We start from the raw sequence: 24,609 nt of genomic DNA, 5'->3' as shown, positions 1-24,609 counted from the left end.
CTACGGACTTGGGTGTGTCCGTTGCGAATTGGCTGTACCTTGTACCGCCGTGCGCGTGGGTGATGCCGTCTTACGTTTTCATTCTCATTCTTTTTTAGTCGTTATACATAGTTGCGGATGTCGAAGTTCTCAATACTGTCCGGGACGACAAAATCCTTTTTCGGTTTATTCTTCTTCAGCCGGATTTCGATAAGTCCCTTGATGCGGATGCTCATTTCAGACGAGCCGGTCATCAGCTTCTCGTACAGCTCCGTCCCTTCCATGTCGGTGAAGACCTTTGCCGCCCGCTCCCGTTCCGTCGTTGTCGCTTCCGGGTTCTTGGCGGTTCTGACCGCATCGTCTATCTCGTCGAAACTGCTTCCCGATGCCCTCGGCGCGTCGGGCGTTTCTTCCTCCGGCTCGTCCTCCCCGAACTCCAGTTCCGAAGGCGTGAGGCTCGTGAAGGTTTCGTCGAGTTTATCCTCCGGGACTTGTGCGGGACGGGACACGGTTTCCGTGTTTCCGTCGTCAAAAGTAGTCTCTTCCTCCGTCAGCTCAATGCCTTTTTCCGAAGTGGCGGCTTCTTGCGTCGGTATGGCAGCGGTTGTCCGGGGCGATGCCATCCTGAAACGGCTCTTGCCGATGATGTCCGGGGTGTCTGCGGGCGGTGTGTCCCTTACCGTTTCGGGCTTTGCCGCCGTGCCGCCCAACGACCGCCACACTCCGGCTATGCTTCTTAGGAAGCGGACAAGTCTGGTTTCCATGATCCTGTCATAAAGGAGCAGGAACAGGAACCACAGGTTGCAGCCGACCGATACGGTCAGCAGAATATCAGTCATGCTTATTGTTTCACTCATGCACGTTCTCTTTTTGAGGGTTAAAATACTGCGTCGTAATTCTGGGCGTAAAGGCTCTTTATCGCCTCCTCGCACTGGTTGAAGTGGTGCGTAAGCACATGGTCGATGTAGGCGGACAGCGACAATTTGTCATGCCCGATCACACGGGTGATGCGCATGATGCGGTCGTGGTACTCCGGACGCACATACGCCATCTTTCCCTCGCGTGCCTTCACTTCGGCTTCACGGATGAACAGCCGTTCATAGTCCTTTTCACCGCATTTGCCGCCTAACGGCACGGGGGATAGGATTTCCACACTCGCCTGCACTTGGGCAAGCATACCGCCGCCGTCATGCTGCGGACTTCTGTTTTTCTGGTTCTTTTCCATATTCAAATCAAGTCTTCACGTTGTTTCTTGTACAGTTCGTTTATTTTCTCCTTGTGCTGTTCCAGATGTTGGCGCAGCACGGTGTCCACGTAGCCGCCTACCGAGATTTCACGCCCGGCGATGTCGTTCACGATTTTGAGAATCTTGCTGTGGACATCGCGGCTGATATAGACGCACTGGCGCGTCTTTATCTCGTTGCGGCGGAGGAACAGCCCGGAATAGTCGTCCTCCTGCCGTTTGCGGCGGACAGTGTCCCTCTGCGGTTTTTCCTTTGCCGTGTATTGCGCGGGCGGCGGTTCCGTTTCAGGGACGCTTTTTTCTTCGGGAGCAGGCGCGGGCGGCTCCTGCGCGTGGTACAGGGTCCCGTCCTGCCTGCGTCTGCCGATGGAGGCTATCAACAGTTCCTCGTCAATGCCTTCGGTGTTCACTTTCCTGCTGCCCATGATTATTGAGGTCTGATGATACGGCTTATCTCTTCCGAGAACTCACGGATGCCGCTCCCTTTCAGCAGGGACGCATCCATCGGGAAGATGGTCGAGCGGAACACGCTCTTGCGCTCTTCCGAGAGGTCGCGCCGGAACTTCTTGCTGTCGGGCAGGCGGGTGGACAGCACCGGCAGCCCCATCTCGGCGATCACATCCTCATACAGGTCGTAAAGCCCGTTCTTCTCCCTGCCGTCCACCATCGTCCAGAACAGGTACAGCCCTTTTGTTTTCGCCTGTCCCGTCGTCATGAGGTTGTCACGGAACATCACAGCGAATTGCAGGGTGCTTTCCACGACAAAACGGTCGGCACTCATGGGCGCGAAGATGTAGTCCATCTGCGAGAGGGTCTTGACCACGCCGTTGCTTTTCAGGGTTCCCGGCATGTCGAAAAACACGATGTCGGGTTTCACCTCTTCTTCGGCAAGCATCCTTTCGGCATCATCGAGGGCGTTAAGGGCGTCGCTTGCGATGACCGGGTAGGCGTTCTTCCTTATCTTGCGGAAGTGGTCACACGCGAGTGCCTTGAAATAGAGGCTCCCGCCGATAAGTCCCGTTTCACGTTCACGCAACCCGTGTATGCTGTGCTGCGGGGTGTCGCAGTCTATGACTGCGACATTGTGTCCTTTCACGTTGTGGAGGTAGTTGGCGGCAAGTGCCGTGACGGTGGATTTGCCGATACCCCCTTTCTGTGTTGCGAATGCAACGAATGTTTCATTACTCATGGTTCTGTTGGTTTTAATGGTTGATGAATTGTTTTCCTGCTCCGATACGGAATCGGTGACATGTATATCCGCGTCCGCGAATCTCTGACTGTCCGGTTCGTCACGTATCCGCTTCAACGGTGGGGCAGGGATTCGGATAACTGATGAATGACGACATTGCGTCATGAAGTCATTGAATCCGTGAATCACCGCGTCATTGTAAAACCGGGTATCCGAAGGTTCGGGTATCCGGTCAGGCAAATAGCCGCCGAAGCGGTTTGCCGGGTATTTGAAAGCCTCATTTTTCATATCTTCAAATCGTTCGTTTCTTGAATCATGCTGCAAATAAACAAGGATATTTTTGAACCTGTATCACTTCCCCGACAAGTGGCGGCATGTTGCGCCGGTTGGCACTGATTGTCCGGGTCAAGCCTCTGTCCGATACCGCTTTAAGGGCGTAACTTTGCACCCGAACGGCAGGGTTCGCCGCAGGTGGCGCAGCCCGGAGTTTGAAAGGCATTCCCCCAATCCGGCCCCGACGGATTTTTATGTTCGCCTGAACATAGCAAGGTATGTTTTCAGCCGCTCAAAATATTTTGAGCAGCCACGAAAACGCCTTGCCCTTGCAGGGGGGCGGGCTTACCCTCCGAAGTCGGGAAGCCTCTCAAACCTGCGGTGCTGTGCCTCGAAGCGGCGGCTTATGCCGTCAAACCGCTAAATCCAAAGTAATATGAGTGAAAAAAGAAGAAACAAAGGCGGGAGAAATCCCAAACTCGATCCGGCGGTGTTCCGCTACACCGTCCGTTTCAGCGAGGAGGAACACAACCGTTTCCTCTCCATGTTCGAGAAGTCGGGCGTTTACGCCAAGTCGGTCTTCCTGAAAGCGCACTTCTTCGGGCAGCCGTTCAAAGTGCTGAAAGTGGACAAGACGCTGGTGGATTACTACACCAAACTGTCCGATTTTCATGCGCAGTTCCGCGCGATAGGCACGAACTACAACCAAGTCGTGAAGGAACTGAGGCTGCATTTTTCCGAGAAAAAGGCGATGGCGTTGCTCTACAAGCTGGAGCAACAGACCGTCGAACTCGTGAAACTGAGCCGCCGGATTGTGGAACTTTCAAGAGAGATGCAGGAAAAATGGTCGCAAAAATCAGTGTAGGAAACTCGTTGTACGGCGCACTTGCCTACAACGGGGAAAAGATCAACGAGGCGAAAGGGCGGCTTCTGACAACCAACCGCATCTACAATGACGGTTCGGGGACGGTGGATATCCACCGGGCTATGGAGGACTTTCTCGCTCTGATGCCCGTGCGGTCGAAGGTGAAGAAACCGGTGGTGCATATCTCGCTCAATCCGCATCCCGACGATATTTTGACGGACACAGAACTTCAGGACATCGCACGGGAGTATCTGGAGAAGATGGGGTTCGGCAACCAGCCGTATCTCGTTTTCAAGCATGAGGACATCGACCGCCACCATCTGCATATTGTGACGGTCAGGGTGGACGAGGAAGGCAGGAGCATAGACACCCGGAATAACTTTTACCGGAGCAAGCAGATAACACGCGAACTGGAACGGAAATACGGGCTGCACGACGCGGAACGCAAGAACCGCCGTCTTGATACGCCGCTGCGCAAAGTGGACGCTTCTGCGGGCGACGTGAAGAAGCAGGCGGGGAATCTGATTAGAGAACTGAACCGCAGATACAAGTTTCAGACGATGGGCGAATACCGCGCCCTTCTTTCCTTATATAATATGACGGTGGAGGAAGCGCATGGCAATGTGCGCGGACGTGAGTATCACGGGCTGGTCTATTCCGTCACGGACGATAAGGGTAACAAGGTCGGTAATCCTTTCAAGTCCTCACTGTTCGGGAAGTCCGTCGGCTATGAAGCCGTACAGAAGAAGTTTGCCCGTTCCAAGCAGGAGATTAAGGACAGGAAACTTGCTGACATGACGAAACGCACCGTCTTTTCCGTGCTGGAAGGCACGTATGACAAGGAGAAGTTTGTTGCCACGCTCAAAAGGAAGGGCATCGACACCGTGCTACGCTACACGGAGGAAGGGCGCATCTATGGAGCCACGTTCATCGACCACCGCACGGGCTGCGTGTTAAACGGCTCACGCATGGGCAAGGAACTTTCTGCCAACGCCTTGCAGGAACACTTCACGCTGCCTTATGCCGGACAGCCGCCGATTCCGCTCTCCGTTCCGGTGGAGGAACTGGAGAACAGGCAAGGATATTCCGGAGGGGAATACGAAAGCCATTCCAGCGGCATGAACCTGTTTGCCCCCGAAGGTCCGGCAGTGGACGCTGAAGAGGAAGCCTTCATCCGGGCGATGAAGCGCAAAAAGAAGAAAAAACGCAAGGGCTTGGGTATGTAATCAGAGTATCAACAATTAAAAAATCAATGTATGTCACAACAAGAAGACGATTTGAGGGCATTGGCGAAAATCATGGATTTTCTGCGTGCCGTGAGTATCATTTTAGTGGTCATGAACGTGTACTGGTTCTGCTACGAAGCCATCCGGCTGTGGGGCGTGAACATCGGCGTGGTGGACAAAATCCTTCTGAACTTCGACCGCACGGCGGGGCTGTTCCATTCCATTCTCTACACGAAGCTGTTTTCCGTCCTTTTGCTTGCCTTGTCCTGTCTGGGTACGAAGGGTGTCAAGGGTGAGAAAATCACTTGGGGGAGAATCTGGACAGCATTTGCCGTCGGGTTCGTGCTGTTTTTCCTGAACTGGTGGTTGCTGCCCCTGCCGCTGCCGCTTGAAGCGGTGACGGGACTGTATGTCCTTACCATTGGAACGGGCTATGTCTGCCTGTTGATGGGTGGTCTGTGGATGAGCCGCCTGTTGAAGCACAACCTCATGGACGATGTATTCAACAACGAGAACGAGAGTTTCATGCAGGAAACACGGCTCATAGAAAGTGAGTATTCGGTCAATCTGCCGACACGTTTCTATTACAGGAAACGCTGGAACAACGGTTGGATCAATGTAGTTAATCCCTTCCGTGCGTCCATCGTGTTGGGTACGCCGGGCAGCGGCAAGTCCTATGCCGTGGTAAACAATTTTATCAAGCAACAGATTGAAAAGGGCTTTAGTCAATACATCTACGATTTCAAGTATCCCGACCTATCTACTATTGCCTACAACCATTTGCTGAACCACCCGGACGGCTACAAGGTAAAGCCGAAGTTCTATGTGATCAACTTCGACGACCCGCGACGCTCTCATCGGTGCAATCCCATTCACCCGGATTTCATGGAGGATATTACAGACGCTTACGAGAGTGCGTACACGATTATGCTCAATCTCAATAAAACGTGGGTGCAGAAGCAGGGTGACTTCTTCGTGGAATCACCTATTATCTTGTTTGCCAGTATTATATGGTATCTCAAAATCTATAAGGGTGGTAAGTATTGCACGTTTCCCCATGCCATTGAGTTCCTGAACCGCCGTTACGAGGATATTTTCCCGATTCTTTCTTCATATCCCGAACTTGAAAACTACCTCTCACCATTCATGGATGCTTGGCTCGGTGGGGCGGCTGAGCAGCTTCAAGGGCAGATAGCATCGGCGAAAATTCCGCTCTCGCGCATGATTTCCCCGCAACTCTATTGGGTAATGTCGGACAGCGAGTTTACGCTGGATATCAACAATCCCGAAGAGCCGAAAATCCTGTGCGTGGGTAACAATCCCGACCGTCAGAATATTTATGGTGCGGCTCTCGGTCTGTATAACTCCCGTATCGTAAAGCTCATCAACAAGAAGGGGATGCTGAAGTCGTCGGTCATTATAGATGAACTACCGACGATATATTTCAAGGGGCTGGACAACCTTATTGCCACCGCACGAAGCAACAAGGTTGCCGTGTGTCTGGGCTTTCAGGATTTCAGCCAGTTGGTGCGCGACTATGGCGATAAGGAAGCTAAAGTCGTGATGAACACCGTCGGTAATATCTTCTCCGGGCAGGTGGTGGGTGAAACCGCCAAGACGCTATCCGAACGCTTCGGAAAGGTCTTGCAGAAACGGCAGTCCATTTCCATCAACCGGCAGGACGTTTCCACCTCTATCAATACGCAGATGGACGCGCTTATCCCGCCCAGCAAGATTTCCGGCTTGACGCAGGGAATGTTTGTCGGTTCTGTGTCCGATAACTTCAACGAGCGCATTGAACAGAAGATTTTTCACTGCGAGATTGTCGTGGATGCAGAGAAGGTGAAACGCGAGGAAAAAGCCTACAAGAAGATACCCGTCATTACCGACTTCACGGACGAGGATGGCAACGACCACATGAAGGAAACGGTGCAGGCGAATTACAGGCGCATCAAGGAGGAAGTCAAGCAGATTGTTCAGGAGGAACTGGAGCGGATTGCCAACGACGACAATCTGAAACACCTGTTACAGCAGAAATAACCGGGCTGACGTGAGGCAATGAAAGCGGGCGGAACAAAGTATCAAACTTGCTCCGCCCGTTATTCTTTAGGGATTCTTAGTCTATCTTCTCATACGCTCCATCTCTTCGTCACGGAGCATCTTCTCGTTCAGTTTTTCCTGCATTTTGTCAAGGAAGTAGGTGCGGCTTTCGTTCTTCCGGCGTTTGATATCAGTGTAGAAGCGGTAGCAGTCTTTAGAATCAACCCCGAATATCTTATAGAGAAGTGGGGCGAGCTGTTTGAGCGGCATATTGCCGTTGTTGATGCAGCCCATCACGTCTATGCCGTAGATAAGTTCCACGAGGTCGATGGCATTGCCCGTCCATTGAAGAAGGCTGGCGGTGGTTTCTGTTGCGTTGTTGGCGGATATTAGTGGTGGCACTTGGGGCGTGGCAAGGAATTTCTGCATCTTTCTTACGAAAGACAGAGCCTTGCTGACGTAGGCGGCAATCTCTCTTTTTTCTTCTGACAGATTACGTACGGGATGGTGCTGCAACTCGATTTCGATGTAGGCAAGCGCGATGACGGTAAGGTTCATGTCCATGCCGCCGTTGCACAGTTCGATCACTTGGGTGGCGAAAGCCGTGTATGCCGTTTCCATATTGCAGTCGCCGGCTTCGTTTATCAGGCGGAAAAAGTCGGTTTCCGCCAGCAAGAAATAATTCATGGTTCTGTCAATTTTGAAAATTACACTTTGTTTTCTGCGTGCGCACATGAATATAATTGGCAAAAAACGCGGCAGAAAATAAAAAATCCAACACTCAATTTTACAAAGTGCTGGATTTCAGAGGTATAAAATTCAGTATTTTTTCACAAGGACAAATTATCTCCGACTTAAATTGTTTGTAATCGGAACATTTATTCTATTCCTGAAAATAGAAATGTATGCTTGCCGCACATTTTGGCTATCTTGCTTTTTTATCAAGGATATAGATAATGCGACATACACCGTTGGGATAGCTTTTCAAAGAGGAAAGCGTCCAGTGTTGCTCTGGCAGAGCCGACTTAAAAAAATGTCGTCCGCTTCCGGATATGAAAGGAACGGTGTATAGTATGATTTCATCCACAGCGTGCATCCGCAGCAGTCCGTTTATATAGTCTGCCGTGTCCGGTGTGGCTTCCGCGAGGTAACGGATGTTTGTGCAGTCTTTTCTCCATTCGTGCAGCATTGAAATGGAATAGTCCGGTGTCACACGGTAAAAGGCTTTCTTCCTGATTTCATCAAGACCGCAACGGTCAAGGCACAAATCCTGATGTGCTTTATCATATAACTCTGAAGAAAGACATCCGTCCATCGTCAGTACGGCGAGAATCTGAACTTTACCCATAATCGTTTCCTTTCGTTAGGCAAGGGTAAAAAAGTAGCGTGCAATTCACACTACCTTCAAGCGATGGCTCTGGTAAAGCCTTTACGGAGAGTACGTGAATGCACGCTATGCGTAAGCATAGCATAAGCATCACGCAATCGTCTCCGTAGTTCCAATTTACCAGATTTTCGCTTGAAACGCCTTGCGGTCTTATCCTATATGTTGGCGGCGAAAAGCTCCTGCCAATCGCCGTTTTTCTCAAATGTTATGCAAAGATAGCCAAATTCAGTGAATTACGGGCTATGATTGCTTGAATTTATATTTAATCTCCTATGCGCACTTTATCTCCTATCGAAACATTAATCTTGTCCAGGACTCCCGATATCTGCGATTTTATTTCGATCTCCTTCATCGGAAAAACATTGCCGGATATGTTTATTTCCTCTTTGATCTCGCGATATTGTGGTTGTGTAGTTTCGTAAATTGCCTTTGTACCTCTTAGCGAAGAACGAAAAGCAACAAATGCCAGTGTGGCGGAAAAGATGCAAATTAATATAATCTTAAATGTCTTCATTATCCTATATTTTCGTTTCTAATGGCGTCAATGGGTTGTATAACAGATGCTTTCATAGCCGGAAATGCTCCGGCAATGACACCGGACAAAATCAAGATAACCAAAGCGAGAACAGCTACATTTATATCTATTTCTGCATGCTTTATCATTGTCGCGTGACGGGCGCTTTCGAGCAACCAATTTATAATCTCAAGAATAGCTGCACCTGATATCAATCCGATGATACCGGAGATTACAGTTATGATGACAGATTCCGTCAGCATTAACACAAGAATGGATTTAGGAGTTGCTCCTACAGCCTTACGGATGCCTATTTCGCTACTCCTTTCTTTGATCACGACAAACATGATGTTGCTTACTCCAACAATACCACTTATCAGAAAACAAATTCCTACGATCCAGATAAACATTTTCAATCCATCAAAGAGTCCCTCAAAAGCAGATGTTTGTGTCTCAAAATTGATTATCTGTAAGGCTTGCTTATCAGAATAAGCAAATTGGTATTTATTAGCGATGAAGGCTCTCAGCTCATTCTCAAATCGCTTGGAATCAACTTCTTTGTTCAGATATAAACAGAAAGCGCGCAATGGAGTCTTATTGTCAATACAGTTTATGTAACTTGAGAAGGGCACATATACCGAATTGATTTCCGAAGCGCTGAAAATATCATCATTCTTTAGTACGCCTATCACCTTAAAATCAATACCGGCAATGTTGATCGACTTACCCAACGCTTTTTGATTATTAAATAAGGTCGTACTGACATTTTCGCCGATAATGGTAACATTACGGGTATTCTCGTCATCTCCTTTATTAAAATATCGTCCATCTTCGTTGATTTTAAGTATCTTAATTCCCATATAGTTTTCATTGATTCCTATAATCTTAAAAAGTCCGCTTTTAGCTTTATTCATCACTTGCGAATAAGGTCCTGTTATTTCAGGCGAAATAGCTTTTATCCCCGGGAACTGTTTCTTTATGCGGTTAAGAAAATGCAAATCGAAATGCAATTGTTCCCCTTCTCTGATATTCTTATACTTCACCCAGAATCCTCATCATTCCATACCATGACGGATTCACCATAAGTTACTAACGTGGTCACATAGCGGTGTGTGGTATTGATATTGTGCTGGGTTTGAAAAATAGCGATTGATTCATTCTCTATTTTCTGTACACGACTACGCTCGTGCAGAACAATAGCGACCATGCTGCCAATGATCGCCATTAAAAGAAAGTATCCTATAAATATTTTATGCTGCAAAAGTATTTTCATTGGCTTGATATTTTACAATCCAAATATTGCTTTCGTACAATATCTACATGCGGCAGAATCACGAAAAATATCCGAGATGAATAACACTAATAATAATTTCAAATTTTTCTATTTATTGCAGTTACATTCCTCCTCCCAACACATGATAAAGTTTGATTACACTTTGTATGCGTTCAAAACGAGTTTGTAGCTGTTGCACTTCCGCTTCGAGAAGAGACTGTTGGGCGGTCAACACTTCCAGATAGGTGGCATTGGAATGACGCATAAGCGATTCTGTCTTTCGCACAGCATCGCATAATGTTTCAACCTGTCGAGCATTGATTTCAATTTGCGATTTTGCCGTCTGCCATGCAGTCAGAGCATCGTTCACTTCTTTTCCAGCGTTCAGCAATGATTGCCGGAACAACAGTTTGGCTTCTTCCTGACGGCTTTTGGCTATCTTCAAGTTGGCGATGTTTGTGCCCCGGTTGAATAAGGGCTGTGTCAGGGAACCGATGGCATTGAGCAACCATTGTCCGGGATTTACGATTACGCCACCGCCGTTATTAGTCCATCCAAGAGTCCCCGAGAGGGTAATATTGGGATAGAAGGCGGCACGAGCCGCATTGGTGGCGTAGAACGCCTGCGCCAGTTCCATTTCAGCCTGACGCACGTCGGGACGGTTGGAAAGCAGTTGCAAAGGGACTCCAATCGAGACAGTATCGGGGAAAGCAGCCTCGGCCAGATTACTTCGTCCAATCGAGTGTGACGGCATGGCAAGTATCGCAGACAGGGCATTTTCTGTTTCGGAAATACTCTTGCGTATGGATAACAGGGATGCTTCGAGTCGCATCACGTTCGCCTTTGCCTGCAATACGCCGGCTTCGTTTGATTTCCCCACTTTTTTCAACGCTTCAAGAGTACGTACGGTAGTCCGCCAGTTCTCCAAAGTCCGGTTACTTATTGCCATTTGTGCGTCAAGCATGGCAAGGGTGTAGTAACTGTCTGCAATAGTGGCGACAAGCTGTGTCTGTACGGCCTGCCGGTAGGCACGGCTTCCTTGTAACGCGGCGGCTGCACCACGCTTTGCCGCCGTAAGTTTGCCGAAGATGTCCAGTTCCCAGCTTGCCGACGCTCCCACATTATATGTCTTTGCCGTTGCTCCGTCATGTTTATTGGCATTACCTTCGGCAGTCAGTCCCAGTGATGGAAGATATGATAGTCTGGCAGTCATCAGGACGGCTTCTGTCGCTTCCACGCGTAACCGTGCCACATTGAGGTCTGTGTTCCGTTCAAGTCCGGTTTCAATCAAGGACTGGAGTTTCGGGTCGGTAAACATTTCCCGCCACGACAGGGACGCGATGGTCGTTGTATCAATGTCCGCCGGTACGTCCCGATACAGATTCTCCGTTGAGAGGTCAGGACGATGATACCGGCTGTATGTGCCACAACCGGCAAACATCCATCCTGACAATATGATATATATTACTGTCTTCTTCATTTAATTATGCTTAACACGTTCTTGAATATATTGGAATACAATAAACAATGACGGCACAAGGAACAACAGAGCCAAAGTACCGACAATCATTCCACCGATTACACCTGTGGCAAGCGAACGGCTGCCGTTGGCACCCACTCCGTGCGCCATCATCAGCGGGACAAGACCGAACACCATGGACAGCACAGTCATCAATATAGGGCGCAGGCGGACTTTTGCCGCACTGTATGCTGCCTGTGCCAGCGTCATGCCTTCCGACCGCCGCTTGCCGGCGTATTCGGTAAGCAGGATGGCGGTCTTGGCAAGCAGGCCGATAATCATGATTAATCCGGTCTGCATGTAGATGTTGTTCTCCAGACCGAAGAGCCACGCAAACAGGAAACTGCCCATTAGTCCGCAAGGCACCGACAACAGAACCGCGAAGGGTATGAACACGCTCTCATACAAGGCGCACAGAATCAGATAGACCAGAACCATGCAGAGCAGGAATATAAGCGTGGCATTGTTGGTCGTCTTGCTTTCCTCACGCGAAATGCCGCCAAACTCGTATGTGTAATTTGACGGAAGCACTTCACGTGCCGTCTCGCCGATGGCTTCGAGCACCTGCCCTGAACTGTAACCCTGCGCCGGCGACCCGCTAATCGAGATGGCGTTGAACAGGTTGAAACGGGTGAGGTCTGACGGGCCGTTGGTCTTGGTCAGGCGCACGAACCGGCTCAAAGGCGACATGCCGCCATCGGAGGCGCGCACATACATGTGGTGCAGGGATTCCGCATTCACACGATATTCCGCCGGAGCCTGCATGGTCACATGGTAGAGCTTGGAGAACCGGTTAAAGTCGGAAACATATTGTCCGGTATAATAGCCCGACAATGTGGAAAGCACATCTGCGGGCGACACACCCGACTGCTCACATTTGGCGGCATCGATATCCACCCAGTATTGCGGATAGTCCGTGGCAAAGGAGGAATAGACTTCGCCGATTTCGGGTCGTTGCGACAAGGCTTCGACAAACTTGTCCGCCTCTTCCTTGAAAGCGGCGATGTTTCCGCCCGCCTTGTCCTGCAAATAAAGCTCGAAACCGTTTCCCATGCCGTACCCGGCAATCATCGGAGGCGACATGGCGAACACCGTGGCATCGGGAATATCTGAAGTGGCGGCATAAATCTTTCCGATGACATCATTCACCGACTGCCCCTCTCCCTTACGATCCTCCCAGTCTTTGAGTATCACGAAATACATCGCCTGCGAGGGACCGGAACCGCTGAAAGAGAAACCGGCTACCGCACCGCTGTATTCAATCTCGCCGATGCTGTCGAGACGGCTGTTGATACGCTCCATCACCTTACTTGTCTGAGCCATGGATGTGCCGGGCTTCGTGTTCATGCTCACCATGACCGTCCCGGTGTCCTCTTCGGGAATAAGTCCCGTCTTTGTGACATTGACCAGCAGCACCAGCAACCCGAAAGAAATGCCTATGATGCTCCACAACAGCCATCGGCGATGGATAATGAACATCACTCCACGTACATAGCGTCGGCTCAGACTGTCGAAGACGGCATTGAACGCTTTACGGAAACGGGCTGCAAAATTGTTCTTAGTGTTGCCCTGCTCATCGATATAGGGTTTCAGCAGCAGCGCGCAAAGTGCCGGTGAGAGTGTGAAGGCATTGACTGCCGAGATTCCCACGGCAACAGCCATCGTGATACCGAACTGCGTGTAGAACGCTCCCGAAGTCCCGCCCATCATGGCTACGGGGAAAAACACTGCCATAAAGATTATGGTAGAGGTCAGGATAGCCGACGAAACGCCTTTCATGGCATCATCAGCCGCGAGAACTGCTGATTGATAGCCCTCATCGAACTTCGCCTGCACCGCTTCCACCACCACAATGGCATCATCGACCACGGTTCCGATGGCAAGCACAAGCGCGAACAGGGTGAGCAGGTTGATGGAGAATCCAATCATGGACATCACGGCAAATGTGCCGATGATGGAAACGAAGATGGATATGGTAGGGATAAGCGTTGACTTGATGTCCTGCAAGAACACATACACCACCACGATGACCAGAAGTATCGCTTCCAATAAGGTGCGGAGGACAGAGTGGATGGAGGCATACAGGAACTTGTTGGTATCGGTAAGCACCACGAATTCCGTCCCTTCGGGCAAGTCCCGGCTAAGGTCGTCAAGCACTTCGTGAATCTCCTTGATGGTGCTTGATGCATTGGACCCGGCTTTCTGGTTGATGAGCATCATAGCTGCCGGATGCCCGTTCACCTCGGAGGAATAGTTGTAGTATTCATCGCCCAGTTCCACATCGGCAACCTCTTTCAACCGAAGCACATTGCCGCCCGGCAGTGACTTGACGACCAGCTCACCGAACTCTTCCGCTCCGGACAAGCGTCCGCGGTATTTCATCGTGTATTCATTGGCGGTAGGATGATTGGCACCGAAGGAGCCGGTGGCGGCCTCGATGTTCTGTCGTGCAAGTACGGCAGAGATGTCATCGGGGATAAGCCCGTATTGCGCCATCTTGTCGGGACGCAGCCAAAGTCGCATGCTGTAGTTGGAACCGAACAACTGTGCCTTTCCCACGCCGCTGATACGTTTCAGCCTCGGCTCGACATTGATTTTCACGTAATTGCTCAGGAAGGTCTGGTCGAAGCGGTCATCGGGCGAATAGAGCGCGAAAGTCATCAGTTCGGCATTCTGCTGCTTTTCAGTGGTGACACCGGTCTTGGTGGCTTCCGCCGGAAGTTGGCTCAGTGCGCCGTTCACGCGGTTCTGCACGTTTACCGCCGCCATGTCCGCGTTGGTTCCCTGTTTGAAATAGATGTTGATGGAAGCATCTCCCGTATTCGATGCCGTGGAAGTCATATAGGTCATGTCTTCCACTCCGTTGATGGCTTCTTCCAGAGGGGTTATCACTGCCTTCTGCACGGTTTCAGCGTTTGCTCCCGGATAAGTTGCGAATACGTTGATGGTCGGAGGTGCGATGTCGGGGTATTGTTCCACCGGCAAGGAAAACATGGAAATCATGCCCAACAGTACAATCACCACCGAGATAACGCCCGAAAACACCGGGCGGTCTATAAAAAATCGCAGGTTCATTTCGTTTCGTTTTTAGGGGTTATGCTCATGCCTTCTCTCACCAGTCCCACGCCTTCGGCGACAATGGTGTCACCGACCGAAAGACCTTCTTTTACGATAAACCGGTTGCCGTCGTTCAGGCGGTCCACCGTGAGATAGGCGGCTTCCGCCTGTCCGTTTTTCAGACGGTAAGCGATAATCTTGTCCTGCAGTTCCACGGTGGCGGTCATGGGAATGGTTACGGCCTCCGTTTTCGGGTTTTGAAGGATGACATTGCCGATGCTGCCACTCAACAGTTCGCGGTCGGGATTGGGGAACAGGGCTTTGATTTGTACCGTTCCGGTAACAGGATCCACCACGCCGCTTACGGTTTCAATACGTCCTTTCGCCTTGTACAGGCTGCCGTCGTTGAGTTGCAGGCCCACTTCCGGCGTCCCGGCTATCATGCTGTCAATCGAGCCATAGCGAGCCGAATATCGCCGTAGCATATTCTCCGAAATGGAGAAATAGGCATACATCTCCGCATTGTCGGACACGACCGTGAAAGGCTGTGCCATATTGGGACCGACAAGCGCACCGATGCGATAGGGCAATGTGCCTACTACTCCGTTGCTCGGGCTTTTGATTTCCGTATAGGAGAGATTGTTGCGTGCATCCGATTCTTGTGCCTTTGCCTGTTCGAGTTCAGCACACGCCACTGCCAGTTGGTTCCGGGCGAGAGAAAGCTCGTAGTCGGATATGACCTTCTCGTCAAACAATGCCTGCTTGCCCCGCAGCTCGATTCTTGCCGTTTCCACTTTTGCCTGTGCCGCGCTGACATTGGCCTGCGCCGTGCGTAATGCCGCCCGATAGGGCACTTGGTCAATTACAGCCAATACTTGACCGGTCTTCACCCGTTCACCCTCTTTCACTTTCAGACGGATAATGCGCCCGGATATTTGCGGCAGGATGTCCACATCCTGCCGTCCGCGTATGGCGGCGGAATAGGACTCGGAGATTTCCACCGGACTTGCCGCGACCTTTATGACCCGATAACTCTGCACCGCATCCTGCTTGCCGTCCGCCTGCCTGCATCCGGTCGGCAGGAACAGCATGAGAGCAAATGCGGCGAAATTCGTGATAATGAATTGCTTGTTCATATTTTCTTCTTGTTTTGTATTAATTCATAAATTGATTTTTGGAACATGAATAAAAGTTTATCTTTTTCGTTCATGCGGATATTATCAGAATAACCGTCTTTTGTTATTTGATACCCACATGGCTTAACCATAAAAATGCCTAAGCCCTTAGTGTACGAACTTACTTCTGAGGCATAGTCTTTACTTGTATTTAATGGAACTTTCCCTTTAATATGACACCACTCATTATTACAACTGATGTCTTCAATCTCAGACATCAGTTTTTGCAAATCTGTAATAGCTTTGGAACTCGCTACTTGGGGTATCTGCAACTCAAAACAGAGCATCGGTTCGAGAATGTCCACACCTGACTGTTGCAAAGCCAGCCTGAAGACATAAGGGGTCAGCTGTCTGAAATCAGCAGGTGTACTTACCGGGCTATAATACTCGGCTTGAGTAAAAGTTACTTTCAGATCTGTCACTTCCCATCCATGTAAACCAGATTGGCAAGACATACGAATCCCTTCAAAAACGGCATTTTGAAAAGAATGGTTCAGATAACCATAGGAGATGTCACTTTCGATTTGCAACCCTGCCCCTAACGGTAAGGGTTCAAGAGTCAGCCCTATTGTGGCCCAGTAAGGGTTGGGTGGTACTTCGATCTGAATAATCTTATTGACCTTTTTTATAGGTCGTTCTTTGTAGATAGTCTTGATCTCATCAAAATGGACCTTTACGGAAAATCGTTCTTCCAGCAATGTCTGTATGATTTCCTTTTGGGTCAAACCATATAACGAGATTTCCAATTCATCACTATATGAGTTTATGGAAAAGGACAAAGACGGGTCTTCAATCCACAATGTATTCAGAGCGGATATCACCTTGCTTCTCTCTTCGGGCTTATTTGGCCGGACGGAGGATTTGAGAGCGGGATGCTGATGAGATAATCCTTGAATCAAACAAGGTTTAGCACCTAAATAATCTCCGATTCGAAAATCTTCTATATCTTCTACAATCGCGATATCATTGGCACCCACTTCATCAACATTTATCTCTCTGCCCTGATAAATAGTCTTTAGATTTTTAATCTTGATGAATTTTTCCGAATCGTTGATTCTTACAATGTCTCGAAGTCTCAGACTTCCGTCAATTATTTTTAGAAAACTTCTTTTATGTCCTTTGGGGTCATGCTCTATCTTATAGAGATAAGCTGAAAGTCTGTTTGAGACTGATTCTGGAGGAAGTATAAAAGAAGAGATGGCGTCCAACAACTCATTGATACCGATATTGAACATTGCTGATCCATGTAGTACCGGATAGACTTTGGCTTTTGCCACAAGATCGATTATCGTATTCCAATAATCAGCCGGTGAAATTTCGCTATCCGCCAAATATCGTTCTAATATATTGTCGTCATGGTTGCATACAAATTCTTTGTATTCTTCCTTTATATATGTTTGGGAGCAAATCGGATAAACCAATCCATCGACAACAGTTTGCATAAACAGGACATCTTGAGACAGATTTGTTTTTATATCCAGATACAAACGCTCTAAATTCACACCGTCACGGTCAATTTTATTGATAAATATAATTGTCGGGATTTGCAGTTTTTGTAAAGTATTGAACAGCAACTTTGTTTGCGCTTGTATGCCTTCCTTTGCGGATAAGATGAGGACTGCTCCATCAAGCATTTTGAATGTCCGCTCCACTTCCGCAATAAAATCCATGTGTCCCGGAGTGTCAATGATATTGCATTTCACTCCATTCCAGATAATAGATGTCGTAGAAGCCCGAACAGTAATTCCTCTACGTTTCTCTATATCCATAGAGTCTGTTATGGTGTCACCATTATCCACACGGCCGCACTTTTCCGTTGCTCCACTGGCAAACAGCAGATTCTCGGTTACGGAAGTTTTTCCTGCATCAATGTGAGCAAGAATTCCTAAATTTATAATATTCATTTGGATTAAGCAATAATATACTACAATAGATGCATTGTCGAAACGCACCTTTTAATACCTCCTCGTAGCATGTGAGAACTACAGGATTACTAACTCGTATTAATATGTATATTATTACTGCCGCATAACGATTGCAAAATTACACAAAAAAAATATATCTAACAAAAGTGGGAGGATTTTTTAACTTTTTTTACCATAGACATTTTATTAGGGAAGCGTAGGTTCAACTGGTAAGTACAAATAAGTAGAAATGTTTGAACAACAACGTTTTAGGAAGTTGAAAAAAATCAAGTTTCTCTCTCGGTATAACGTTTATTTTGGCCAATATCTTCTTTAGTTTGGCATTTGAGTATTTCCCATTCGTGTTCTATTTAGCTCCTTATTATGAGTATGTAGCAAGTTGCTTATCAAATTCAGCCTCTTTGAGGGTCAAATATGGTTTTGCAAATGGTGACTGACAAGACATAAACAAGGTCAGCAGGATTTTTTACATAAATGGACATGAATGTATATAACCTAAAATAAGAATAAATTTTAATAAGGGCTGCCCAAAAAGAAAAAAAATGCAGTTGCCATCCTACAGATACTTGCAGAAAGGATAAAATTTACTTTTAGACCTTTTGGGATAGCCCTTATTAATACTTCAGATAAAATTCCTTAGGTTATATTTTCAATCCTTTGGACCGGGTTTCCTCCTTGGCATACAGTCCCGGACGCCCGATTATGACATGGTTGGCAACGATACTATCCGCCGGACTGCGTATCTGCGGCGGTGCATTTTCGGGATATTGCGCCTGCCTGTTCCTCACATCTTCCGCTTCCGGCTTGAGCTGTTGCCCTTCATTCTCCTTTTCTGCGACTTCGGGCGTGGGTGGCGCAAGCTCCAGCTGAATTTTTCGGTCAAGGGCGGCAAGTTCGGACTTCAACTGCTTCAGCTCGTCCTCCTTCTTCCACACCTTACCCGCTATCTCCTGTAACTGCGGTATCTCCATCTCCAGCACCTCGTTCTTCGCCTTGTACTGGTCGATGATGGAGGGTATCCTCTCCATCGCGTTGAGGAAGTTGCGGGCGGCGGCCAACGGGTCAGCCATCGCCAGATGCCCGTTGTTGTAGGTGTACTTGTAGTTCCCCTCGACCACGAAGCGGTTGTCGGTGAACTCCAATCCCTCTTTGAGTATCCTTTCGCTCACCACCTTTATCGGAAAACCGTAAAGTTCACCGACCTGCGTGTACAACCCTCCGGTCGTGGCATTCTTGGCTATCTCCTGCAAACGCTTTCCGATGACCTTCTCATCGGCGGAATCCACTCCGTCCACCTTTATTATATTAAGGCGGTTGCCCTCCTTGTCGGTCTGCACCACCGACAGGAAGCGGTTCCAGTCCTCCGTCATGGCATCTATGAAAGCCGTGTTGTTGCGCAACTCGCCGGTCTTTGACTCCAGCTTGAACTCCGAATCACGCTTGCCCTTGTTGAACGACTTGCGTTCCCCTTCGAGCGATGCGATCCGCTTTTCCAGTTTCGCCTTGTCCAACAGGTCGGTATTGCCGGAGAGCAACGCCATGTATTCCGAGAAATTCATGCCCGATTTTTCGTCCATTGCCCCCTCGTCGATGGTACGCGCACCCATCGCACCGCTTTTGAGCTGGCTTATGAAAGTCTGCTTGCAGTGCAGGAGGTTGAACTTGTAGCTGTCCAGTGACTTCTCCACCGCGTAGATGATTACATCCACGTTGTTCCCGGCGAAATGTTTGGCAATCTCATTACCTGCCCTAACTCCGCGTCCGTCACGCTGTTGCAAGTCGGACGGTCGCCACGGCGTATCGAGATGATGAATTGCCACACACCGTTTCTGTGCGTTCACACCCGTTCCGAGCATGGAGGTGGAGCCGAACAGCACACGCACCGTCCCGGCGTTCATGGCATCTATCACCGCCTTCCGAGCCTTGTCGGTCTTGCACTCCTGAATGAAGCGCACCTCGCTTGGCGGTATGCCGTAGTCCTCCGTCAGTTTGCGCTTGATTTCCGAATAGACGTTCCACCCATCGCCCGGCTGGTAAGTCCCCAAGTCAGAGAAAACGAACTGCGTGCCTTTCTGCGCGTCGTATTTTTGATAATACTCCGCGATTATTTTGGCACAGTGGCTCGCCTTGTTGTCGGGGTGGTCTTCGTAATGCGGGTCTATCATGCGCATGTCGAGTGCCATCTTCCGGGCATAGTCCGTGGCGATAAGCATCTTCGCCTTTTCCTCCGTTTCCGAAAGCGGCAGTCTGCCCAACAGGGTGGCGTCGCCCGTCTTGGCGAATTGCATCAGCTTCTGTATGAAGTCCTCCTGCTCCGGCGTGGGCGGTATGTGGTGCAGTATCTCGTTTTTGTTGGGACGGTCCACGCCCACATCCTCCGCCGTGCGGTAGTCCGTGATTTCATTATAGAAGGCGGCAAGCTCCGGCACTTTGATGAAGTAGCGGAAACGCTCCTTCTGCACCACGTTGTTCGTCACGTTGAACTCAAAATCCGTTGTCTTCTTGGCAAATATCGCCGACCACGCATCAAAACATCGAATGTCCTGCCGTTCCAGCTCCTTCGGGCGCAGGTACTTGAACAGCAGGTACAGCTCAGTCAGCGAGTTGCTGATAGTCGTGCCGGAGAGGAAGGTCGCCCCCAAGTCCTTGCCCGTGCGCTCCTGTATGGTGCGGATAGCAAAGAGCATGTTCAGTGCCTTCTGGCTTCCCTCGCTGTTCCCCAATCCCGCCACACGGTCGTGGCGCGTGTTGAAAGTCAGATTCTTGAACTGGTGCGATTCATCAATGAAAATGTGGTCGATGCCCATCTGCTTGAAGTCCACCACGTCGTCCGTGCGTGACTTTATGGCGTGTTCCACCTTCTCCAATTTCGCTTCAAGGTTATGCTTGCGCTTCTCCAGACCTTTCAGCATCGCCCGCGATACGTTCTTTCCCTGCTGGCGCAGCACTTCGAGGTTTTCCTCCACCGTGTCAAGCTCCGCTTGCAGGATGCGCTGCTGCAACTCCGGCGACTGCGGTATCTTGCCGAACTGGTCGTGCGACATAATGACACAATCGTAGTCGTTGTTCTTGATGTTGTTGAAGAAACGCACGCGGTTGGCGGTCGAAAAGTCTTTCTCCGAAGCGTACAGAATCCTCGCGTTGGGATATGCCGCTTGATAGGTGGCGGCAATCTCCGCAACATTGGCTTTCAGCCCGATAATCATCGGCTTGTGCGCCAAGTTCAGACGCTTCATTTCATGCGCGGCGATGCACATTATCAGCGTCTTGCCGGTTCCAACCTCGTGGTCACAAATTCCGCCGCCGTTCTGTTTCAGCATCCAGACGCAATCCATCTGCGAGGGATAGACGCTCCTGATGCCCCGGCTTGCCAGCCCTTTCAGATTGAGGTCGGGAAAAGTCTGATGCGAGCCGTCATACTTCGGGCGCACGAAACAGTTGAACTTGCGGTTATACATCGTCGTCAGCCGCTCCTTGAACTGTGGCGACTGCTCTTCGAGCCATTCGGAGAAGCCGTTTCGTATCTCGTCAATCTTGGCGTTGGCGAGTTGTATTCCCTCGCTGTCGCGCATCTTGATGTCGTTGCCATGCTCGTCCTTGCCGATGGACTTCATCATGTCAGGGCAGGTGTTGTGCAGGGCGTGTTTTAGGAGGTGCATACCGTCATAGTTCCGGTAATACCCCTTCACCAGAAACTCGTCCGTGATTTTCATGGTGCGGTAGCCGCACACCACCGAAAACTCGTCCATGCTTGCGGAATAGGCGATTTTCACCTCCGTGTCGAACAGCCGGCTCATGTAGGCGGCATAGACACCCGTCGGAATCCAGCGTTCCCCGAAATTGAAGTCCAGATCCTCGAAGGCGATGCGCTGCGGCTCGGCATCTTTCAGAGCCTCCAACGCCTGCTTCACCTCCGGCATACGCTCATTTTCGGGATTGTCACCCATCCATGCCTCTATGCGTTCCGCTTTCTCTATGACATTTCCGGCGATGAAACGGTCTTTGATTTCGTAACCGGTCACGAGCGGATTGTAGTAGATGCGCCCTTGCAGGGCAGTGAGCAAATCCTCCGCCGTGCTGTCGGTTATCTCCCGCATATAGTCGAGATTGACCGTACCATATTTGTTGAGCGACGCAGACAGGGCTTCTTCGGGAGAGCCTACGTTGGCATGGCTCTCCACCGCGAAGGAAACAGGATGCTCGAAGATGTCCGCCTTGACGAACTTTCCGTTTTCCATCCGTTCCAGCGAAAGGATGTCGCGCCCGCCCGCATCCATCATCACTAACTTCACGTTCTGCTTGGCGTTGAGGTTGCCGTAGCGCATGACAAACTCATCGTAACAGGTATTCAGATGCTCTCGCCACGGAACATTTGCCTCGCGCCGGAGCGATTCATAACGGTACAGACGCTCGTAGGCGTCACGCAGCGACACATACAACAACGCCTTTTCCTTCTGGTATCCTTTCAGGTCGAGCGGCTGGAATGTCGCCCCGTATGGCGTGATGTCTTTCAGGTAGCCGATGTTATGACGCCCCCGGTCAGCCACCAGCGACCCTTCGCGCAGGTGCATCTCCGGCGTGCGGTGGTAGGCACGCGGAGAAAGGTCCACGACTTCCTCCTTCGGCTTTTCCGCTTCGATGTCGGGGAAAAGGAAAGTCCCCACCGCTTCCGATGGGGTATCTGTAACGGCAGGTGCGGCGACTGCCTCCGGCTGTGTTTCCTCCTGTCGTGGCTGCTCACGGGAAGTTTCCGGCACGGCTTTCACTTCCGTCTTTTCCGCCACTTGTTTCTCGTTATGCTGCCTTGCCAGTTCCCGAAGTTCTTTCCTACGCTCCGGCGTCAAACCCATCATCATTTCATAGAAACCGTTGATGGGAGGATTGGTATCCCAGTCCAGTGTGGCATAGATGTCGTCCGGGTCGGCAGGCTTGGCGGTGTTCTCCGCTTTCACCTCCTTATTCTCCATTGCGGGTTTTGCAGTTGGAGCTGTCGGTGTAACCGTGACTTTCGGTTTGGGCGGAGTGGACTTTGCCGTAACTGCCTTTTTCACCGTCTTTTTCTTTTTGGAGGTTTTCGGTTGGCTGACCTCTTCCGTCATCCCCCAGAGGTCAAGCAGGGTGAGCTGCACGCCTGCGGAATATTGCGGGCGCGGTTCTATCTCCGGCTTTTCATCTGCGGGTTGCGGCTTTTCTGTCGGAGTTTCCACCGTCTGCGCCGAGGATACTGTTTCCAATTTTATGGCAGGACGCTCTACTTTATTTTGAACGGCAACTTTTTCTTCCGTTCCTGCCTGCCGGATTGAACCCGAATACAAGCGCATGGCAAGCCTGTAATGGAAATCCTCGTCGAGCATACGGCGCAAATCCCCGGCGATGCCTGCTGCCTTGCCCTCGTGCAGATAAACCATAGCGGGCTTCCCGTAGGGGTCTGTGTCAAGTTTCGCCATCGTATGCACGATGCGTTCCGGGTGGTGGATGAAATAGGCGTTGTCGGTCAGGGCGGTTTTCGTGTCCGTCTGTATCACGGTCATCAGCCGCTCGTCCTGCGACATTTCCTTCTTGCTGAGGTTCTTTTGCAGGACAATCAGGTCACTGCCCACCTCCGTGCCCGCGTTGTCCGTGAACAGGTTGTTGGGCAGGCGTATCGCGGATACCAGATTGGCCTGACTGAACAGCTCGTTACGCACGGAGGTCTTGGTGCTATTCAATACCCCTTGCGAGGTGATGAACGCCACGATACCGCCGTCACGCACGGCATCCAGTCCTTTGAGAAAGAAATAGTTGTGGATGGTTTTCTGGGCGGAGCGTCTGCCGAAAGAGTCGCTCCGCTGAAACTCCGCGTCGAACACGGCAATGTCACCGAACGGAATGTTGGACACCGCCAAGTCGAAATAATTGTTGAACGGTCTTTCGATTTTCTCAAAACCGCAGGTGCGCATTTTCTGGTCGGGATAGAGATGCCTCAAGATTGTACCCGTGAGCAGATCCTTCTCGAAAGCCATCACATCCGCATTGGGGCTGTGCCGCAGCATGGAATCCACGAACACGCCGACACCTGCCGACGGTTCGAGCATACGGGCGGGGCGGACGCTGTAATCTGCCAGCACGTCCGCGATGGTGTCGGTTATCTCTTTGGGGGTGTAGAAAGCGGTCAGCACGGACGCTTTCAGCGAATCCACAAACCGCTTGTACTCTGTTTCGTCCTTGCTGTTCTCACGGATAAGCCTGTGCAGCTCCACCGTCGGGGCGAACAGTTCGAGGTCGGATTTCGCCCACCGGACGGCATCCGTCAGTTCCTTTGCAGGGTTGAGGATACATTTCAGACCGCCGAAACCGCAGTACCTTTGAAGTATGGCACGCTCTTCGGTTGTCGCTGTCCTATTTTCCCTGTCAAGGATGAATGCCGTCCGTATCGCCTCGATGTTGTCCCGCAGTTTCTGTTTGCGGTTAAACGCCATATTCGTCTAAGTAAAGGACGGTTGCTCCCGTCAGCTCCGTGTAGAGCAGGTCGTAATCGGAAGACAGGGCGAAGTTGTCGTCCGAAAGGTCATAGACGGAGAACACGTTGCCGACAAGCGGCAGGAGTTTATGGATAAAGGCTTCTTGTTTCTCTTCCGGCACTTCGTTGGCAAACTCGTTCTCCACGACTTCGTGGAGCATGGCGTACCGGGAATAGTGCAACCCGCGCAGCAGTGTTTCCATCGCCAGTTCCTGCGCACCGTCGGTGGGATAGCCTTCAATCCGCGCCTTTTCATACGTTTCGGCGGCACGATCGGCGCGTTCCCGTATGAAAGCGGTGTCGGTAGCCTGTTCAAACTTGTTCGTGCGGAGGTAGTCCATCAGGTACAGACCGTAATAGGAAAAGTCGGACTGCCCTTCGTTGTTCTTCTTGTTGTTCATTACTTTGGAGTTTAGTGGATTGATATTTAACGGGATAATCGGTT

Annotated in this window: 17 protein-coding genes and 1 pseudogene; 3 read left to right on the top strand and 15 right to left on the bottom strand. The window is 50.3% G+C overall.

Annotation, left to right across the window (positions count from 1 at the left end; translation table 11 throughout):
* Positions 1–101 precede the first annotated feature (101 nt).
* The 4 genes from ISX59_RS16050 to ISX59_RS16035 are packed head-to-tail and all read right to left on the bottom strand — an operon-like array spanning position 102 to position 2,699.
* Positions 102–836, bottom strand: coding sequence for a hypothetical protein (locus ISX59_RS16050; RefSeq protein ID WP_007366514.1), 735 nt, complete (start codon positions 834–836; stop codon positions 102–104).
* Positions 837–856: 20 nt separating this feature from the next.
* Positions 857–1,204 carry a DUF3408 domain-containing protein gene (locus ISX59_RS16045; protein ID WP_028899187.1) on the bottom strand — a complete coding sequence of 116 codons (348 nt, stop codon included), beginning with the start codon at positions 1,202–1,204 and terminating at the stop codon, positions 857–859.
* Between the two features lie 2 nt (positions 1,205–1,206).
* Positions 1,207–1,647, bottom strand: coding sequence for a DUF3408 domain-containing protein (locus ISX59_RS16040; protein ID WP_007366516.1), 441 nt, complete (start codon positions 1,645–1,647; stop codon positions 1,207–1,209).
* Between the two features lie 2 nt (positions 1,648–1,649).
* Positions 1,650–2,699, bottom strand: coding sequence for a ParA family protein (locus tag ISX59_RS16035; protein WP_007366517.1), 1,050 nt, complete (start codon positions 2,697–2,699; stop codon positions 1,650–1,652).
* 421 nt (positions 2,700–3,120) lie between these two features.
* Here ISX59_RS16035 and mobA point away from each other — a divergent pair, with 421 nt between their 5' ends.
* The 3 genes from mobA to mobC are packed head-to-tail and all read left to right on the top strand — an operon-like array spanning position 3,121 to position 6,815.
* Positions 3,121–3,549: a conjugal transfer protein MobA gene (mobA, locus tag ISX59_RS16030; RefSeq protein ID WP_005809224.1), complete on the top strand. Its 429-nt coding sequence runs from the start codon at positions 3,121–3,123 to the stop codon at positions 3,547–3,549.
* Complete coding sequence (gene mobB / locus ISX59_RS16025; protein WP_032543188.1) at positions 3,528–4,775, top strand: conjugal transfer protein MobB; 1,248 nt, start codon at positions 3,528–3,530, stop codon at positions 4,773–4,775. The genes mobA and mobB overlap by 22 nt, the downstream gene beginning before the upstream one ends.
* Before the next feature lie 30 nt (positions 4,776–4,805).
* Positions 4,806–6,815, top strand: a complete 2,010-nt coding sequence (mobC, locus tag ISX59_RS16020; RefSeq protein WP_032543187.1) for a conjugal transfer protein MobC — start codon at positions 4,806–4,808, stop codon at positions 6,813–6,815.
* 81 nt (positions 6,816–6,896) lie between these two features.
* On the opposite strand, the gene ISX59_RS16015 is transcribed toward mobC, so the two are convergent.
* From ISX59_RS16015 to ISX59_RS15965, 11 genes and pseudogenes are all read right to left on the bottom strand, one after another.
* The gene (locus ISX59_RS16015) at positions 6,897–7,502 is read right to left on the bottom strand and encodes an RteC domain-containing protein (protein ID WP_032543186.1); all 606 of its coding nucleotides are present in this window, start codon (positions 7,500–7,502) and stop codon (positions 6,897–6,899) included.
* Between the two features lie 238 nt (positions 7,503–7,740).
* Entirely contained in the window at positions 7,741–8,163 is a 423-nt protein-coding gene (locus tag ISX59_RS16010) for a dihydrofolate reductase family protein (RefSeq protein ID WP_004291474.1), read from the bottom strand.
* Between the two features lie 301 nt (positions 8,164–8,464).
* Complete coding sequence (locus ISX59_RS16005) at positions 8,465–8,716, bottom strand: efflux RND transporter periplasmic adaptor subunit (protein ID WP_005809234.1); 252 nt, start codon at positions 8,714–8,716, stop codon at positions 8,465–8,467.
* Entirely contained in the window at positions 8,716–9,759 is a 1,044-nt protein-coding gene (locus ISX59_RS16000) for an ABC transporter permease (protein ID WP_005809236.1), read from the bottom strand. Before ISX59_RS16000 ends, ISX59_RS16005 begins: the two co-directional genes overlap by 1 nt.
* A 2-nt stretch (positions 9,760–9,761) precedes the next feature.
* Positions 9,762–9,989 (bottom strand): annotated as a pseudogene (locus ISX59_RS15995) (hypothetical protein); the annotation flags it as partial.
* Positions 9,990–10,110: 121 nt separating this feature from the next.
* Positions 10,111–11,469, bottom strand: a complete 1,359-nt coding sequence (locus ISX59_RS15990) for an efflux transporter outer membrane subunit (RefSeq protein ID WP_005809240.1) — start codon at positions 11,467–11,469, stop codon at positions 10,111–10,113.
* Positions 11,470–14,583 carry an efflux RND transporter permease subunit gene (locus ISX59_RS15985; protein ID WP_220576063.1) on the bottom strand — a complete coding sequence of 1,038 codons (3,114 nt, stop codon included), beginning with the start codon at positions 14,581–14,583 and terminating at the stop codon, positions 11,470–11,472.
* Positions 14,580–15,701, bottom strand: a complete 1,122-nt coding sequence (locus ISX59_RS15980) for an efflux RND transporter periplasmic adaptor subunit (RefSeq protein ID WP_005809248.1) — start codon at positions 15,699–15,701, stop codon at positions 14,580–14,582. Before ISX59_RS15980 ends, ISX59_RS15985 begins: the two co-directional genes overlap by 4 nt.
* Positions 15,698–17,644 carry a tetracycline resistance ribosomal protection protein Tet(Q) gene (gene tet(Q) / locus ISX59_RS15975; protein WP_032595419.1) on the bottom strand — a complete coding sequence of 649 codons (1,947 nt, stop codon included), beginning with the start codon at positions 17,642–17,644 and terminating at the stop codon, positions 15,698–15,700. The genes ISX59_RS15980 and tet(Q) overlap by 4 nt, the downstream gene beginning before the upstream one ends.
* A 662-nt stretch (positions 17,645–18,306) precedes the next feature.
* Entirely contained in the window at positions 18,307–24,123 is a 5,817-nt protein-coding gene (locus tag ISX59_RS15970) for an N-6 DNA methylase (RefSeq protein WP_095231439.1), read from the bottom strand.
* Positions 24,113–24,565, bottom strand: coding sequence for a DUF1896 domain-containing protein (locus ISX59_RS15965; RefSeq protein ID WP_095231474.1), 453 nt, complete (start codon positions 24,563–24,565; stop codon positions 24,113–24,115). Before ISX59_RS15965 ends, ISX59_RS15970 begins: the two co-directional genes overlap by 11 nt.
* Positions 24,566–24,609: the final 44 nt, after the last annotated feature.

It is taken from the genome of Bacteroides sp. FSHCM14E1, assembly GCF_019633785.1.
GTDB classification, from domain to species: domain Bacteria; phylum Bacteroidota; class Bacteroidia; order Bacteroidales; family Bacteroidaceae; genus Bacteroides; species Bacteroides hominis.
The sequence above is the reverse complement of the archived record's forward strand: the minus strand, read 5'-3'. Positions and strand labels throughout refer to the sequence as shown.

Excerpts from the sequence above, each read along its gene's own strand:
- mobB (WP_032543188.1), top strand. The coding sequence starts at position 3,528 with ATGGTCGCAAAAATCAGTGTAGGAAACTCGTTGTACGGCGCACTTGCC.
- ISX59_RS15965 (WP_095231474.1), bottom strand. The coding sequence starts at position 24,565 with ATGAACAACAAGAAGAACAACGAAGGGCAGTCCGACTTTTCCTATTAC.
- mobC (WP_032543187.1), top strand. The coding sequence starts at position 4,806 with ATGTCACAACAAGAAGACGATTTGAGGGCATTGGCGAAAATCATGGAT.
- ISX59_RS16015 (WP_032543186.1), bottom strand. The coding sequence starts at position 7,502 with ATGAATTATTTCTTGCTGGCGGAAACCGACTTTTTCCGCCTGATAAAC.
- ISX59_RS16040 (WP_007366516.1), bottom strand. The coding sequence starts at position 1,647 with ATGGGCAGCAGGAAAGTGAACACCGAAGGCATTGACGAGGAACTGTTG.
- ISX59_RS15970 (WP_095231439.1), bottom strand. The coding sequence starts at position 24,123 with ATGGCGTTTAACCGCAAACAGAAACTGCGGGACAACATCGAGGCGATA.
- ISX59_RS16050 (WP_007366514.1), bottom strand. The coding sequence starts at position 836 with ATGAGTGAAACAATAAGCATGACTGATATTCTGCTGACCGTATCGGTC.
- ISX59_RS16035 (WP_007366517.1), bottom strand. The coding sequence starts at position 2,699 with ATGAAAAATGAGGCTTTCAAATACCCGGCAAACCGCTTCGGCGGCTAT.
- ISX59_RS16045 (WP_028899187.1), bottom strand. The coding sequence starts at position 1,204 with ATGGAAAAGAACCAGAAAAACAGAAGTCCGCAGCATGACGGCGGCGGT.
- ISX59_RS15985 (WP_220576063.1), bottom strand. The coding sequence starts at position 14,583 with ATGAACCTGCGATTTTTTATAGACCGCCCGGTGTTTTCGGGCGTTATC.
- ISX59_RS15990 (WP_005809240.1), bottom strand. The coding sequence starts at position 11,469 with ATGAAGAAGACAGTAATATATATCATATTGTCAGGATGGATGTTTGCC.
- ISX59_RS16010 (WP_004291474.1), bottom strand. The coding sequence starts at position 8,163 with ATGGGTAAAGTTCAGATTCTCGCCGTACTGACGATGGACGGATGTCTT.
- mobA (WP_005809224.1), top strand. The coding sequence starts at position 3,121 with ATGAGTGAAAAAAGAAGAAACAAAGGCGGGAGAAATCCCAAACTCGAT.
- ISX59_RS15980 (WP_005809248.1), bottom strand. The coding sequence starts at position 15,701 with ATGAACAAGCAATTCATTATCACGAATTTCGCCGCATTTGCTCTCATG.
- ISX59_RS16005 (WP_005809234.1), bottom strand. The coding sequence starts at position 8,716 with ATGAAGACATTTAAGATTATATTAATTTGCATCTTTTCCGCCACACTG.